Below are 16,455 nucleotides of genomic sequence, written 5' to 3' on the forward strand. Positions count from 1 at the left end.
AAAATCTATAAATACAAGGATTTTAAAATATTTTTGCTTATATTTTTATGAAAATCTTAAAAATTGCATACAATATAATTATGTGAGTAAATTTTGATACAAAACCCTTATCTGTTAAATTTATAGATAAGGGTTAAAAATTTTTAATCTTGCTTACTCATATCAATAACATATCTAAATTTAGCCTTGCCTGTAAGTAAATTTTCCCAAGCTTTGTCAATTTCATTTGGCTGTATTAATTCAGTTTCTGGATAAATTTTATGTTTAAGAGAAAAATCAAGCATTTCTTGAGTTTCTTTCATACCACCTATCATAGAACCATAAACTTTTTTTCCAGCCTTATATACTAAATCAGTTATGTTAATTTTAGGGCTTACTTCATATGGAGGAAGTCCAACTATAGAAAGTTCTCCGCCAAATTTAAGTAAATTAATATAATCAATAGGATTATAATTTGTAGGAATGGTTGAGATTATTAGGTCAAATTTTTCTTTGCATTGATTAGGGTTTGTGTATAGATTACTAACCCCAAGGGCTTTTGCATCATCTTTTTTATTATCATTTCTTGCAAAAACACTAACACTTGCACCCATTTTTACAGCATATTTTACAGCCATCATTCCAAGACCTCCAAAACCAGCTACCCCTACCTTGCAACCTTCTTTAATCTTTGAAAATTTTAAAGGAGAATAGGTAGTAATTCCTGCACAAAGCAAGGGTGCTACCTTTTCTAGTGGGGCATCTTTTGGGACACTTACTGCAAAGTGTTCATTTACTACTATATTATTTGAATAGCCTCCATAGGTGTTTTTATTGTCGTTAAAAATATCAATGCTATTGTATGTAAAAATAGTTTTTTCGCAAAATTGTTCTTGGTCGTTTTTGCAAGTTTCACATTCTTTACAACTATTTACCATACAACCCACACCAGCATAATCACCAATCTTAAATTTGCTAACATTTTTGCCAACCGCTACTACCTCTCCTGCTATTTCATGCCCTGGAACGCAAGGATAATTTGCCTCTCCCCATTCACTTTTTGCTGTATGTATATCGCTATGACAAATTCCAGCGTATAAAATTTTGATTAAAATATCGTTGTCGCCGATTTTATGGCGAGTAAATTCAAAGGGTGTAAATTTAGCATCCTTTGAAAGCATTGCATAGCCTTTACTTGCAATAAGTCCTGAATCTAAAATATATTTCATAAGTTCTCCTTTTTTAAAGAATTTATCAAATTATATATCATTAGATTAACTATCAGTCAAGGAATTTTAAAATAAATTTTTAAATTTGTAAAAAATTGTGAGTGAGGCTAGTTAAAACTAGCCTTAAAATTAAAAAGCAAATAAATCAGTAGAAAGATATCTTTCGGCTGTATCATTTAACATAGTAACGATATTCTTGCCTGGATATTTTTTTGCTAAAAGTGTGGCTGCGTATACATTTGCACCACTTGAAATTCCTACCATTAAACCACTTTTTGCAAGTTCTTTTGCTGTGTTTATAGCATCTTCATTGCTAACGGTTAGTATTTCATCTATAACATTTCTATTTAAGATATCAGGGACGAAATTTGCACCTATACCTTGAATTTTATGACCTCCAGCTGTTCCTTGGCTAAGAAGAGGAGAAGATTGTGGTTCAACTGCTATTATTTTTATATCAGCATTTTTTTCTTTTAAAATTTCACCAACACCACTAATAGTACCACCGGTACCAACACCTGCTACAAAAATATCAACTTGTCCATCTAAATCATTTAATATTTCTTGTGCAGTTGTGCGTCTGTGAGCATTTTTATTAGCTAAATTTGCAAATTGAGATGGGATAAAGGCGTTTTTATTTTGTGCTAAAAGTTCATTAGCCTTTTCAACAGCACCTTTCATACCAAGACTTGCAGGAGTTAACTCAAGTGTAGCTCCAAAAAGTTGCATAATTTTTCTTCTTTCTATACTCATCGATTCAGGCATGGTAATGATTATTTTAAGTCCTAAATCTGCACAAATCATTGATAAAGCTATACCCATATTACCACTAGTTGCTTCAATAATCAAGCTATCTTTATTAATTTTACCCTCATCAAGTGCTGTTTTTATCATAGAATAAGCTGGTCTATCTTTAACAGAATGACTAGGATTAAGAAATTCGCATTTTGCAAAAATATTTGCACCAAATTTTTCAAGCCTTATTATAGGTGTATTGCCTATAAGCTCACTAACCTTGCTATATATTTTCATAATATATCCTTTGAAAAAATGTATTTTATAGGTTTTAAAGAAATAGATTGAATAAAGACAGAATGGGCTAGAATAAATCTAGCCACGAGCTTATTTTTTCTTGCCTTTTTTAGCAACTGCTTCTTTTAGGTTTTTACCTACTTTAAATTTAGCTACTCTTGTGGCAGGAACTTTGATAGTCCTTCCTGTGCTTGGAACTCTAGCTTCTCTTGCAGCTCTTTCAGCTGTTGAAAAAGTACCAAAACCAATGAAACTAATGGTATCACCCTTAGTTAAAACCTCGGTGATAGTAGAGATAACGGCATCTGTAGCAGTTGTAGCATCTTTTTTTGTTAGCCCAGCTGTTTGAGCAACTTTTGCGATAAAATCTGCTTTAGTCATAAAAAGCTCCTTCTTTTTGATTAAAAACGCCATATTCTAGCATATTTTTCAATTTATATCAAGCAAAACATAAAATTTTTTAAAAAAAAATTAATATTTTTAGTTATTTTTGCTCCTATAATATTCAAATTCTTTACTTTCATCGATTTCATTACCAATTTTTTCGTATAAATTATAATAAAATTTAACAAATTCTTTGCATTCTTCTTCTATGGGTAGATAAATATCATCTTCTAAAACACAAAAACGAGATAAAAATTCACTAGCATCAAGCCTTAAGGTATAATGTTTTGCCAAATTATGGTAATTTTTCATACAAAGCATTTTAAAGCTTTCATAGCTTTCATTATCAAATTTTATATTTAAAATTTTATTTTTAAAGCTTAATGTTTTGCTTTCAAAAAGTAAACTAAGATGGATTAATCCTTCTGTGTAATAAGGCTTAACTTCTTCTACTCTTTGCCAAGAGATTAAATTTATAGCCCTTTTAATTAACTCATGAAAAACTGGCATTTTAAGCTCATCTTCTTCATGATAGAAAAAATTTACAAGCCCACCAGTTGTAGCCTTGTATTCTTCTATATTTTTAAATACCCCACTTTGATTCATAGCTTTTTCGCTATCTTGTGTTATAAAAAAAATGTGTCCAAATTCATGCCCTATAGTGCTTACTTCATAAATTTTTTTCCAAAGTCTTTCATTAAAAAATAAAATATCTCGTCCATATTTTAAAAATTCTTTATCAAAAATTTCACTAGCAAGTTTCATAAAGGGCTTAGTTTTGCTATTTTCATAAACAAAATTTAAAAATGCAAAAATCTTTTTTCCACCATTTGCACTTACAAATTCATCATTTGGTACAACTTGTGCAGAAAACAAGCCTTTAAGCTCAGCCCCATAGTAAATTAAAGGCATACAAATATAAAGTTGAGTCTTATTTATATTATGCAAAACTTCTTCTTTTAAATTTGTATCATTAATGCCTATATTTTCATATACCCTTATAAAGCTTTCCTTTATACTATCGCTAAATTTCAAAGCATCAAAATCGTTTGCATCTTCAAGGCGAATATCCCATTCTAGCGCCACTGCATGAGTGTAATTATCTTCATAATATTCTAAGGGGTGACCAACTTGCAAGGGTGATTTTACTTTAAGCCAAGCAAATTCAGCATCTTGCCATGCTTTAATTATATTTTCATCATTTTTTTCACAAAAGGCAAGTTTAAGTTTTTGAAAATATTCAATATAAGCTAACTCATCATCTGTTTTTGCATATTTATTAAGATTTTTAAGCATGATATCAAAGGCATATTCTAATCTTAAAATTTCATTTTCAAAATACCTTGCGTAAGGTACAAATTTCCATAAATTTCCTATTTTAATAAGCACTCCATAACTTCTTTCACAAATTTCACCTTGTGGGGTCAGTTGATAAAGCTTATTTTGTCTTAAAAATTGCAAGATCTCATCTAAATTTTTAAAAGCCTGTACTAGATATTTGTTATTTGTTTCAATGATTTGCTTAGTCCAAGCACTTTCAAAATCATTTATAATTTTTCCTATATTATGAACGCCTTGTATTAAATTTTGATAAAAATCATTTAAAAGTCCTTCTTGCTTTGCATCATCTATTAAATTTTGGTGTTCATTTTCATAAAAATTCACAAGTTCTTTATAGATTAAATGTTTTATTTGAGCAATCTCTTCTTCATTTTTTCCATTTTTTTCAAGTTCTTTTACCAAATTTTCTTCTTTTAAATCAACCACCCTACGAAGTATGGCTAAAACACTACTTTTTTCCTTTTTTAAATTTGCAATATCTAAAAGCTTATCTATAAACTCGTTCTTTTCATTACTATCTAAAAGTTCGTATAAGCCATTAATTTTTTCTTTTCTTTTTTTTGCTAAATTTGCAAGTTTTTTAAAATTATTCATAATTCTCCTTTACTTTTTTTAATTATAATTCATTTTTTAAAATAAGGAGTAAAGAAATGAAAGATATGGGGGAGCCTAAATTAAAAATTGTTGCTATGCCAAGTGATACAAATCCTGCTGGTAATATTTTTGGTGGCTGGATTTTATCTCAAATTGACCTAGCAGGAGGAATTGCTGCAAGGGAGTTAGCACCTGAAAGGGTAGTAACTATTTCTATGGATAAGGTAGTATTTAAAGAACCTGTCTATATAGGCGATATTATTTCTTGCTATGCAAAGATTATTAAGGCTGGTAATACCTCTATAACAGTTCAAGTAGAAGTAACAGCCCAAAGGGTTGATAATATGGGTTGTACTTCTTGTCTAGCAGTAACTTCAGCAAATGTTATTTATGTAAGCGTTGATAGACACGGCAATAAAAAGGCTATAAGTGAAGATTTAAAGCGAATTCATGGCTTTTTATAAAAGATTTAGTAATCTTAAAATTCTCATTTTTAAATTCTTAAAAAATTTAAATTGATATTGTTTATTAAGAAAAATTTTGTTTTAATTAACAAATTTTTTATGGAGTTAAAATTTGAGTGCAAAATTTTCTAAAATAGGCTTTATTTTAGCTGTTGCAGGTTCTGCTGTAGGACTTGGTAATGCTTGGAAATTTCCTACTCTTGTAGGACAAAATGGAGGTTCTGCATTTATACTTTTATACTTAGTTTTAACACTTTGCGTCAGTTTTGTTATTTTTTTAGCAGAACTTAGCATGGGTAGGTTAAGTGAAAAAGACCCAGTTAATGCTTATAAAACACTTGCCCCAAGCCATAAAAATGCGTGGGGTATAGCTGGTTTTATGATGATAGGGGCGATTTTTATAGTATCCTTTTATAGTTTGGTTATAGCATGGATTCTTCGTTATTTATATCTTAGTTTAAGTGGAAATTTACCCTTAGATTTACAAAGTAGCATAGCTAAATTTGAAAGCTTTATAAGCCAGGATTTTTTAAGTCAAATTCTTTGTTTTACTATAATTTTTTTTATTATTTTTTATGTTGTATCAAAGGGTATAAAAAACGGCATTGAAAGGCTAAATGTATGGATGATGCCTAGCCTTTTTATCTTGCTTTTATTTCTTCTTTTTTATGCTTGTAGCAAGGATGGCTTTTTACAAGCCTTTAATTTTTTATTTGTGCCTGATTTTTCAAAAATAAGCGTTGATACCATAGTTCAAGCCTTAGGACTTGCTTTTTTTAGCCTTTCTCTTGGTGTAGGGACCATTATTACTTATTCTGCAAGCTTGCCAGAGGGTTCAAATTTCATACTTAGTACCCTTAGCATTATTTTTATTAATGTCTTAATAGGGCTTTTAATGGGACTTGTAGTTTTTACCTTTATCTTTGAATTTGGGGCAGACCCTACTCAAAGTGGAGGAGGATTAGTATTTATATCACTTTCAACACTATTTTCTCAATTAGGAATCATAGGTCACATTATAGCAGCACTTTTTTTTATAGCCTTAATTTTTGCAGGGATTACTTCTGCTGTATCAATGATAGAACCTTTCGCTTTTTATTTGATAAATAGCTTTAAAATGAGTAGAAAAAAAGCCCTTTTTTATATAGGCGTGGTAGTTTATATTTTAGGAATTTTGTGCATATTATCTTTTTTAAGTGTTACAAATCATAGCTTAGAATTTTTTGGAAAAAATGTTTTTGATATTTTGGATTTTCTATCAAGCGAACTTATTATGCCACTTGGTGGAATTTGCGTTTCTATCTTTGTTGGCTTTGTTATGAAAAAAGAAGGGCTTATGATACTTTTTAGACCATTTATGTCTAATTTTTTCTTTGAACTTTGGTATTTTATTTTAAGATTTATAGCCCCTTTAGCTGTTATTATTGTTATGATAGCCGTTTTGATAAAGAGTTAAATTTAAGTGTTTTATTAGAAAAATTTATAGAATTTATAGTATAATCGTAAAATTTTTGTAAGAATTTAAAGTACAAGGATTAATTTATGGCTAAAAAATATATAGATGTGATGGATACAAGCTTTAGAGACGGCTTTCAATCCGTTTTTGGGGCTAGAGTTTTAATGGATGATTTTTTCCCAGCCGTACAAGCTGCCAAAGAAGCTGGGATAAGACACTTTGAATTTGGTGGAGGAGCTAGATTTCAAAGCCTATATTTTTATCTAAATGAAGATGCCTTTTTAATGATGGATAAATTTAGAGATATTGTAGGACCTGATGCAAATTTGCAAACACTTGCAAGGGGTGTAAATACAGTTACCCTTGATACAGGAAGCAGAGAGTTAGTTGACTTACATGCTAAGCTTTTTGCAAAACATAGCACTACTACTATTAGAAATTTTGATGCTTTAAATGATGTTAATAATCTAAAATTTAGTGGAGAATGCATTACAAAACACGGCTTAAAACACGAAGTTGTAGTTACTTTGATGGATTTACCTCCAAATTGTAAAGGGGCACACGACGTGGAATTTTATGAAAGAATTTTAAAAGAAATTTTAGATGCACAAATTCCATTTACTAGCGTTTGTTTTAAGGATGCAAGTGGCACTTCAAATCCTCAAAAGGTTTATGAAACTATAAAAATGGCAAGAAAACATTTGCCTGAAAATATGCACATAAGATTACATACACACGAAACAGCAGGGGTAAGCGTGGCTTGTTATTTAGCAGCCTTAGAAGCAGGGGTTGATGGCATTGATTTAGCAGCAAGTCCTGTAAGTGGGGGCACAAGCCAACCTGATATTTTAACCTTGCTTCATGCCGTAAAGGGTAAAAATTACGACTTAGGTTTAGATGAAGAAAAAATTTTAAAATATGAAGAGATTTTTTGTGATTGTATAAAAGATTATTTTGTACCACCTGAGGCTGTGCAAGTAAGCCCATTGATACCTTTTTCACCTATGCCAGGTGGGGCTTTAACTGCAAATACTCAAATGATGAGAGACCATAACCTTTTAGATAAATTTCCACAAGTTATTAAGGCTATGCGTGAAGTAGTTGAAAAAGGTGGTTTTGGCACAAGTGTAACTCCTGTTAGTCAGTTTTATTTTCAACAAGCCTTTAATAATGTAATGTTTGGGCTTTGGCAAAAGATTGCTGAAGGTTATGGAAAAATGGTACTTGGCTATTTTGGAAAAACTCCTGTTAAGCCTGATGAAGAAGTTATTAAACTAGCAGCTAAGCAGTTAAATTTAGAACCTACCACAGAGCTTGCCATTGATTTAGCCGATAAGGATGAAACAAAGAGTATAGCTTATACAAGAAAGCTTTTAGAAGAAGAAGGAATAGAACCAAATGAAGAAAATATCTTTATAGCAGCAGCTTGTAAAGATAAGGGACTTGCATATTTAAGAGGGGATGCAAAGGTAAATGTTCGTAAAATTTCAACTATGCCAAAACCTGTTGCCCAACACCTTGATAATAAATTCACCGTTTCAGTTAATGGTAATAAATACCATGTTGAAGTAAGCGAGGGCTTTGATAAGGATGTAAATGTTAAAAATATCCAAAAGGTAGATGAGCATGAAGAAGCTGGTGAAAATGCTATTGTCGCTGGAAATTCAGGTAGTGTATTTAAGATAAATATTAAGAATGGTGATAAGGTAAGCACTGGACAAGTTATTATGGTTTTAGAGGCTATGAAAATGGAAATGGAAGTAAATGCACCAAGAGATGGTGTGATTAAGATTGTAAAAGTAAACATAGGAGATAGCGTTGGTGATAGCGATATCGTAGCAATTTATGAAGAAGAAAACAAGGATTGATTATGAATAAATTTGATGATTTAGGTTTAAGTAATGTTAAAAAAGTTTTTCACAATTTAAGTTATGATGAGCTTTTCAAACATGAGGTGCAAAATAACGAAGGAGAGTGCACTAAGAATGGTACTTTTAGCGTTGATACGGGAATTTTTACGGGTAGAAGTCCTAAGGATAAATACTTTGTAAAGCAAGACCCTTCGCAAAAATATATAGCTTGGGGCAAGATTAATCAGCCTATTTCAAAAGAACTTTTTGATGGGCTTTTAAAAAAGGCAAAAAATGCTTTAAGTAATAAAGATATTTATGTACAAGATGCTTATTGTGGTGCTTCTATTCAAAGTCGTAAAGCTGTTCGTTTTGTAACCGAGATAGCTTGGCAAGCACATTTTGTAAAAAATATGTTTATTAGACCTAGTGAGCATGAACTTCACAATTTTGAGCCTGATTTTATCGTTTATAATGCTTGCAAGTGCGTAAATGATGATTTTAAAAAGGATGGCTTAAATTCTGAGGTTTTTGTTATCTTTAATGTAGAAGAAAATGTCGCTGTTATAGGTGGTACTTGGTATGGTGGCGAGATGAAAAAGGGTATTTTTTCTATGATGAATTACTGGCTACCTCTTGAAAATAAACTTTCTATGCATTGTTCTGCAAATGTTGGGGTAAGTGGCGATACTGCTTTATTTTTTGGGCTTAGTGGTACTGGAAAAACTACACTTTCAACTGACCCTAATCGTAAATTAATAGGCGATGATGAACATGGCTGGGATGATGAGGGCGTGTTTAATTTTGAGGGTGGTTGTTATGCAAAATGTATAAATTTAGACCCAGATAACGAACCTGAAATTTATGGGGCTATTAGAAGAGATGCCTTATTAGAAAATGTAGTTTTAAAGGCTGATAAAAGTGTTGATTATAACGATGATTCTAAGACTGAAAATACTCGCGTTTCTTATCCTATAGAACATATAGGAAATCATGAAAAAAGCTTAAAAGCAGGGCACCCAAAAAATATAATTTTTTTAACAGCTGATGCCTTTGGAGTTTTGCCTCCTGTTAGTAAATTAAGTAAAGAACAAGCAATGTATTATTTTTTAAGTGGTTATACAGCTAAAGTAGCAGGAACTGAACGTGGTATAACTGAGCCTCAAGCCACTTTTTCTGCTTGTTTTGGTGAGCCTTTTATGCCTTTGCATCCAACTGTTTATGCTCGTTTACTTGGTGAAAAAATAGATAAACACCAGGTTAGCGTTTATTTAGTAAATACCGGTTGGAGTGGTGGAAGTTATGGAGTAGGAAAAAGAATGAGTATAAAGGCAACTAGGGCTTGCATTAATGCTATTTTAGATTCAAGTATTAAAAATTGTGATTTTGAAACCCTTGATGTGTTTAATCTAGCTATTCCAAAATCCTTACAAGGCGTTGAAAGTACGCTTTTAAATCCTATAAATACTTGGGAAGATAAGGATTTATTTGTTAAAACTAGAGATAAACTTGCAAAAATGTTTGTAGAAAATTTTAAACGTTATGAAGATGTTAAAGAGGGTAAAGAATATAGCAAATTTGGACCTAGCATTTAAGGGAAATTTATGAAAAATGAAATGTGGTCTGGACGTTTTAGTACTAGCAGTAGTGATTTATTGCAAGAATTTAACGCAAGTTTAAATATAGATAAAGAACTTTTTAAACAAGATATTAAGGGTTCTTTAGCCCATGCTAGTATGCTTGTAAGTTGTGATATTATAAATAAAGATGAGTTTTTAGCTATGGAAAAAGGCTTAAAACAAATTCAAAATGAGCTTGAAAATGATGAGTTTATCTTTGATATACAAGATGAAGATATTCATATGGCTATTGAAAAACGTTTGGGGCAGATAATCGGTACTGAAATAAGTGGAAAACTTCATACTGCAAGAAGTAGAAATGACCAAGTAGCTACTGATTTTAAGCTTTTTGTTAAGGAAAGTCATTTAGAACTTTGTGCATTATTGCAAAATCTTATAAAAACTATATTAAGCCATGCAAAAAGGCACAAAAATACTATTATGCCAAGCTTTACACACTTACAACACGCCCAGCCAGTGAGTTTTTCTTTTTATATTTTAGCCTATGCCTTTATGTTTTTAAGGGACATAAAAAGACTTGAAAATTCCTATAAAATGACTGATTTTTCGCCACTTGGAAGCTGTGCTTGTGCGGGGACTAGTTATAAAACCGATAGAATGATGAGTGCTAAGATATTAGGCTTTAATGATATAATGGCAAATGCTATGGACGGGGTTAGCGATAGGGATTTTGCCCTTGATTTACTTTATGATATAGCTGTTATTTTTACGCATACTTCAAGGCTTTGTGAAGAACTTATCTTATTTTCTAGTTCTGAATTTAATTTTATAACAATAAGCGATGCCTTTTCAACGGGCAGTTCTATAATGCCTCAAAAGAAAAATCCTGATGTTTGTGAATTAATACGAGGTAAAACTGGACGCGTTTATGGAAATTTAATCTCTTTACTAACCATTATGAAGGCCTTACCATTAGCTTATAATAAAGACATGCAAGAAGATAAAGAAGGAGTTTTTGATAGTGTTAAGAGCACTAAGCAATGCCTTATTATCTTAGATGCTATGTTAAAAGAAATTAACATTAATGAAGAAAACATGCTAAATGCTTGTAAAAAAGGGCATTTGTTGGCTACTGATTTGGCTGATTATTTAGTAAGGGTAAAGAATATCCCATTTAGAAAGGCCCATTTTATAGTAGGAAAAGTCGTGGGCGAGGCTGAAAAAATGGGTATTGATATAAGCGAGATTAAGGATTTACCAAGCATTGATTCAAATTTTGATAAAGACGCACAAGAGCTTTTAAATTTTCAAAAATCCTTAAATTTAAAACAAAGTGAGGGTTCAAGTTCTATTAAAAGTGTTGAAAAGCAAATTGAACTTTTGGAAAGCTTTTTACAAGCTAGAGAATTTTAGCCTTTTAAAGCTAATTATTTTTTATAAAATTTCTTTTTGATTTTATGCAAATCTATGATGATAAATTTGAATAACCCCCCCCCATTTATTATTATAAGCTTTGATTAAGCTTTATCCTAACTTATAGCTTAAATGTTCTTTGTATCTTAAAGCCTTGTCATGATCACTATATTCTTCTAACGACAGACGTTTTAATGAAGGATTTAAGCTAAGGGAGATTTCATAAAATTCTTGTTCTTTTTTATGGATTTTAGCATAATTTAAAAGTTTAAAAGGAAGTTTTATATAATCCTTTAAGCTTTTTGATTCTTGTATCATTAACTTACCAAGTTTATATGAAAGCATGTTTGTTACCCTTGTAATAGCTCCAATTGGTTTTTTTTATTTAAATTAAGAAGTGTATATTTTTTTGTTTTGGATAATTCAAGCAAATATTTAAAATGTATTTTTTTAGGCTTAAAATTTGTATTTGCTTATCTTCAATCCTTTTTTTACTTCATCTAAATAAACATTAATATCAGTTTTTAAGTTAATATTTTTAAAATCAACAAAATTATATAACCACCATTTAAACCTTAATAATCTTTGTATGGTCTTTTTATCAAAGCGATATTTTAATATCCTTGCAGGATTTGAACCTACCACAGCATAATGTGGAACATCTTTTGTAACTAAGGAATTTTGTGCTACAACGCAACCCGTATTTAAGGTAATACCGGGCTTTAAACAAGGATTTGTACAAAGATAAACATCATCTTTTACAATGGTTTTTGCTGGTGGTAGGACAAATTCATTATGAGAAGTGGTTTTAAACTCGTTATTGCCATATTTAAGATTATTATATTTAAATATATAAGCGTTCTTACCATAGGTAAAAGAAGAAGTAGATATTAAATTAAAGGGTGATGAGTGCGAATAAAATTTAAGCCCCAAGCTATAGAACAACATCTCCCAATCTCTAAATCGCTCCTTGATATAAGGGCATTTGAATAAGACATAAAGCCCATTTGGCATAAAATATGCCCATTTAATGATGAAAATTCTTCTATATAGCCATTTCTGGGATAAACAGCCACTCATAATCACAAAAGCCATTAATATTAAGTTTATTGCAAATATTTAACTCTTTTAAGGTCTTAATTATAAAATCATTATTTTTTATTTTTATCATTGTGTGTTTCTAAAATAAATTATGTTACGATTTTACAAACACTATTTAAACAAAGCAAATTTAAAGATTATTTCACTTTAAGCTTGCAAAAATTTTCAAGCAAAGATAAAATTTATTTTATTTTCGATAAACTACTAACTTAATAAATTTGTAAAAATTGAAAGGACGAGTTTATGGTTGTATCTGAAAGTAGACGCAGTTTTATGGGCGTTGCATTTGGAACAGTGGCAGCTGTAGGTGGTGTTTTGTCACTTGTTGCTATGAAAAAAACTTGGGACCCACTTCCTAGCGTTAGGGCGGCAGGTTTTACCACTGTTGATTTATCCGGTATGCAAGATGGCGAGTTGCGTACTATAGAATGGCGTAAAAAACCTATTTTTATTTTGAAAAAAGATGCTAGTATGCTAAAAAATGAAAAAAGAGAGGTTATGGTTGATAATGCAGCCTATACGGTTGTAATAGGGCTTTGTACTCATCTTGGTTGTATTCCAGCCTTTGTCCCGAGTGATGGCTTATTTAAATGTGCCTGTCATGGTGGCGAATTTGATGTAAATGGAGTTAATACCTTTGGTCCTCCACCAACCCCACTTGAAATTCCTCCATTTAGAATAGACGGAACTAAGCTTGTTTTAGGCGAAGAAGGTCCTGAATATCAACAAATGATAGCGGAGGTTTAAAATGGCACATATTAGAAAGGCTAATGGCATAGTTGATTGGCTAGATCAAAGACTTGCCGTTCATAAATTATTAGATGTTTTAATGAATAAATACTGGATTCCAAAGCAAATAAATTTCTTATGGGCTATGGGAGTTATCTTAACTACACTTTTTACAGTGCTTTTTATCACAGGGCTTTTATTGGTAATGTATTATAAGCCTGATACTGCACTTGCCTTTGATAGTGTAAATAAGACCATTATGCAAGAAGTTGAATATGGTTGGCTTTGGCGTCATATACACGGCGTTGCAGCTTCTGTTATCTTTTTGATTATTTATATTCACATGTTAACTGGAATTTATTATGGTTCTTATAAAAGAGGACGTGAGATGATTTGGATAAGTGGTATGCTTTTATTTGTCATCTTTTCAGCAGAAGCCTTTAGTGGATATATGTTACCTTGGGGACAAATGAGCTACTGGGCAGCACAGGTTATTACTAATCTCTTTGGTGGAATTCCATTTATAGGCGATGCTTTAGTTGTTTGGATTAGAGGAGATTACGCAGTAAGCGATCCAACACTTACAAGATTTTTTATGTTGCATGTGTGTTTATTGCCTATAGTAATTATTATGATTATAGCATTTCACTTTTATGCTTTAAGAATTCCACATGTAAATAACGAAATAGCCGAAGAACTAGACTTTGAATTAGAGGCTGAAAAATTTATATCAGGTGATACAAAAAATTCAAAAGTAATTCCATTTTGGCCAGGTTTTTTAAGTAAAGACTTTATGTATATTTGCTTGTTTATGATATTCTTTTTCTATTTAGTAAGCTTTAAATTTGGCTTTGCAATGGATCCTATTAATTTTGACCCAGCTAATGCACTTAAAACTCCAGCTCATATCTACCCTGAATGGTATTTTTTATGGAGTTATGAAGTATTAAGAGGCTTTTTCTTTGATATAGGTGGCATTAAGGCCTTTGATATAGGATTGGCGGCCTTTGGAATAGCACAAGTTATTTTCTTTTTATTACCTTGGCTTGATAGAAGTGATGTTGTAAAACCAGCCCATGAAAGACCTTTATTTTTCATATGGTTTTGGGTATTGCTTATAGATTTGATAGTCTTAACTGTGTATGGAAAATTACCTCCAACAGGTGTTAATGCATGGGTAGGTTTTTATGCTTCTATAATCTTTTTATTATTATTGTTAGTTGCCTTGCCTGTTATTACGATCATGGAAAGAAAGAAAGGGGCTAAATAATGAGAGAATTAAAAATATTTTGTGTTGTAGTGATATTTACTGCACTTGTATATTGGGGCGTTGAACCTTATGCACATTCTGTTTTAAGCCCTCATGTTGCACCTGCAAATTTTAATTTTGAAGAAGAAGATATTAATTTTGCAAAGGGTATAGTTAGCGATAAAGAAAAGCTTTTAGAACTTGCTAAGGCTGAAAATAACGAAACAAATATAGAAAATGCCACAAATGCTTTGCAAAAAGCACAAGAAAATTTAGCAAAACAAGAAGCCTTATGGGCTAGTGTTGCTAAAATAGACTTTACAAAGGGCGATTCTACTAAGGGTAAGGAATTTTTTGAAAATCAATGTTTTGCATGTCATGGTTTAAGTATTGATGATATTCCTGCAAATATTACAGACTCAGCCCTTGGTGTAATACCACCTGATTTAAGCACAGCAGGTATTATTTATGATGAGAAATTTTTAGTTGCCTTGATTTTAAATCCTAGTCTTGCTTTAAAGGTTGATCATAAATTTGGCGATGCCTTTATTATGAGTGCTTATAATAGCGAAATGTCAGGCGATAGCGAAGAAGTTGTAAGCGAAAATATAGCAAATTTAATTGCTTATCTTAAAGAAATGAGTATAAAGTCAACTCAAAAGCAAGAAAACGAGATTAAAGAGACTTTGGAGGCAAAATATGCTAAGCTTGAAGATGGGGCTCAAAAGGTAGCACTTTTTGAAAAGGAATTTTTATTTGAAAAAGATAAACATGCCTTTATCGAGGCTTGTGGACGTTGTCATGATATGAAGTATGATAATTTTATAAGTCCATCAGGTAAGGATGATTTAAAGGGTTATTTGGGTTCTTTACCACCTGATTTATCAATGATGATTCGCTCACGTGGAACGCAGTATTTAAATGATTTTATAAACAATACTCAAAAATTACTTTCAGGTACTGCTATGCCAAGGGTTGGGCTTAATGAACAAACACAATTAAGAGTTGTTTCATACCTTGAAAAAGTAGGAGATAGCAAGAAAGAAGAAAGAGAAAGCTTAGGAATTTATATTATGATTTTCTTTGCGATTTTAAGTATCTTTGCTATAGGCTTTAAACGTAGCGTTTGGTCAAAACTTCATTAATTTAAGCCACATTTTGTGGCTTAAATATCTTTTATTAACTTTTAACATACAAAATTTTTAAATTTAAGTTTAGTTTTTAGGGGTAAAATTAACACTTTAAAAAAAAAGATAGGAAATTTAAATGAGTATTATGGATATACCTTATTTTTTAATTGGAATCATATCAGGCATAGCCTCTGGTTTATTTGGCATAGGTGGAGGTATGATAATAGTGCCCTTTATGCTTTTACTTGGTGAAAGTTCTCAACATGCCGTTGGAATTTCAGTAGTACAAATGATTTTTGCATCTATTTTTGGTTCGTATGTAAATTATAAAAAAAAGAATTTAAATTTAAAAGATGGTCTTATAGTAGGGCTTGGAGGTTTAGTAGGGGCTGCTTTTAGTGGTCAGCTTTTAAGATTATTAAGCGATGTTTCTTTAACTTCTATTTTTTTAGGCGTAAGTTGTGCATTTTTCTTAAAATATGCCTTTGGTATAAAAGAGCACCCTCAACAAACTAATATATCAGTTCTTGCTAAAAATATTGTTTTGCTTTGTACTGGTGCTTTTACGGGAATTTTTGCAATATCTTTTGGCATAGGTGGAGGACTTTTAATAACGCCTATTTTGGCTTATTTTTTAGGATATAATAGCAAAAAGGTAGTTCCTGTTTCTTTATTTTTTGTTATACCAGCTTCATTTGCTGGGACCTTTTCTTTTGTAAAATCAGGGGTTATTGATTATTCTGTTATAAATTCTGGCATAATAGTAGGCATTGCCTCAATGATAGGCGTTTTTTTAGGCATTAAAATCATAGAAAATATGAAAATTTCATCTCATCGTAAAATTTTACTTTGTATATATGTACTTTCAATTTCTATGACCACCTTTTCATTGCTTAGAAAACTTGGCATTATCATAATTTAAAA

General features: G+C 31.2%; 15 protein-coding genes. 9 read left to right on the forward strand and 6 right to left on the reverse strand.

Annotation, left to right across the window (positions count from 1 at the left end):
- Positions 1-143 precede the first annotated feature (143 nt).
- The 4 genes from FMM58_RS00980 to ciaB form a co-directional block, all read right to left on the reverse strand.
- Entirely contained in the window at positions 144-1,208 is a 1,065-nt protein-coding gene (locus tag FMM58_RS00980; RefSeq protein ID WP_150180299.1) for an NAD(P)-dependent alcohol dehydrogenase, read from the reverse strand.
- A gap of 129 nt (positions 1,209-1,337) precedes the next feature.
- On the reverse strand, positions 1,338-2,240 hold the full coding sequence (gene cysK, locus FMM58_RS00985; protein WP_150139521.1) for a cysteine synthase A: 903 nt from the start codon (positions 2,238-2,240) through the stop codon (positions 1,338-1,340).
- Positions 2,241-2,330: 90 nt separating this feature from the next.
- Positions 2,331-2,621, reverse strand: coding sequence for an HU family DNA-binding protein (locus FMM58_RS00990; RefSeq protein ID WP_150139523.1), 291 nt, complete (start codon positions 2,619-2,621; stop codon positions 2,331-2,333).
- A 99-nt stretch (positions 2,622-2,720) separates the two neighbouring features.
- Positions 2,721-4,559: an invasion protein CiaB gene (ciaB, locus tag FMM58_RS00995; RefSeq protein WP_150139525.1), complete on the reverse strand. Its 1,839-nt coding sequence runs from the start codon at positions 4,557-4,559 to the stop codon at positions 2,721-2,723.
- Positions 4,560-4,615: 56 nt separating this feature from the next.
- Here ciaB and FMM58_RS01000 point away from each other — a divergent pair, with 56 nt between their 5' ends.
- From FMM58_RS01000 to argH, 5 genes are all read left to right on the forward strand, one after another.
- Entirely contained in the window at positions 4,616-5,023 is a 408-nt protein-coding gene (locus FMM58_RS01000) for an acyl-CoA thioesterase (RefSeq protein WP_150139527.1), read from the forward strand.
- 112 nt (positions 5,024-5,135) lie between these two features.
- Entirely contained in the window at positions 5,136-6,479 is a 1,344-nt protein-coding gene (locus FMM58_RS01005) for a sodium-dependent transporter (protein ID WP_150139529.1), read from the forward strand.
- A gap of 86 nt (positions 6,480-6,565) precedes the next feature.
- On the forward strand, positions 6,566-8,347 hold the full coding sequence (locus FMM58_RS01010) for a biotin/lipoyl-containing protein (protein ID WP_150150991.1): 1,782 nt from the start codon (positions 6,566-6,568) through the stop codon (positions 8,345-8,347).
- Positions 8,348-8,349: 2 nt separating this feature from the next.
- Positions 8,350-9,924: a phosphoenolpyruvate carboxykinase (ATP) gene (pckA, locus tag FMM58_RS01015; RefSeq protein WP_150150994.1), complete on the forward strand. Its 1,575-nt coding sequence runs from the start codon at positions 8,350-8,352 to the stop codon at positions 9,922-9,924.
- A 9-nt stretch (positions 9,925-9,933) separates the two neighbouring features.
- Positions 9,934-11,322, forward strand: coding sequence for an argininosuccinate lyase (gene argH, locus FMM58_RS01020; RefSeq protein WP_150139535.1), 1,389 nt, complete (start codon positions 9,934-9,936; stop codon positions 11,320-11,322).
- Positions 11,323-11,433: 111 nt separating this feature from the next.
- Here the strand turns inward: argH and FMM58_RS01025 are convergent, their stop codons facing one another.
- Positions 11,434-11,667, reverse strand: coding sequence for a hypothetical protein (locus FMM58_RS01025; protein ID WP_150139536.1), 234 nt, complete (start codon positions 11,665-11,667; stop codon positions 11,434-11,436).
- Positions 11,668-11,778: 111 nt separating this feature from the next.
- Positions 11,779-12,402: an antibiotic acetyltransferase gene (locus tag FMM58_RS01030; protein ID WP_150139538.1), complete on the reverse strand. Its 624-nt coding sequence runs from the start codon at positions 12,400-12,402 to the stop codon at positions 11,779-11,781.
- Positions 12,403-12,666: 264 nt separating this feature from the next.
- Here FMM58_RS01030 and FMM58_RS01035 point away from each other — a divergent pair, with 264 nt between their 5' ends.
- The 4 genes from FMM58_RS01035 to FMM58_RS01050 all read left to right on the forward strand — a co-directional run bounded on the left by FMM58_RS01035 (position 12,667) and on the right by FMM58_RS01050 (position 16,453).
- Positions 12,667-13,170 carry a ubiquinol-cytochrome c reductase iron-sulfur subunit gene (locus FMM58_RS01035; RefSeq protein ID WP_150139540.1) on the forward strand — a complete coding sequence of 168 codons (504 nt, stop codon included), beginning with the start codon at positions 12,667-12,669 and terminating at the stop codon, positions 13,168-13,170.
- Position 13,171: 1 nt separating this feature from the next.
- Positions 13,172-14,422 (forward strand): cytochrome b, encoded by a 1,251-nt coding sequence (locus FMM58_RS01040; protein WP_150139542.1) that lies wholly within the window; start codon positions 13,172-13,174, stop codon positions 14,420-14,422.
- Positions 14,422-15,546 carry a c-type cytochrome gene (locus FMM58_RS01045; protein ID WP_150139544.1) on the forward strand — a complete coding sequence of 375 codons (1,125 nt, stop codon included), beginning with the start codon at positions 14,422-14,424 and terminating at the stop codon, positions 15,544-15,546. The genes FMM58_RS01040 and FMM58_RS01045 overlap by 1 nt, the downstream gene beginning before the upstream one ends.
- A gap of 121 nt (positions 15,547-15,667) precedes the next feature.
- Complete coding sequence (locus FMM58_RS01050) at positions 15,668-16,453, forward strand: sulfite exporter TauE/SafE family protein (protein ID WP_150139546.1); 786 nt, start codon at positions 15,668-15,670, stop codon at positions 16,451-16,453.
- The last annotated feature ends 2 nt before the right edge of the window (positions 16,454-16,455 follow it).

It is taken from the genome of Campylobacter sp. LR291e (assembly GCF_008633915.1).
Lineage (GTDB): Bacteria > Campylobacterota > Campylobacteria > Campylobacterales > Campylobacteraceae > Campylobacter_D.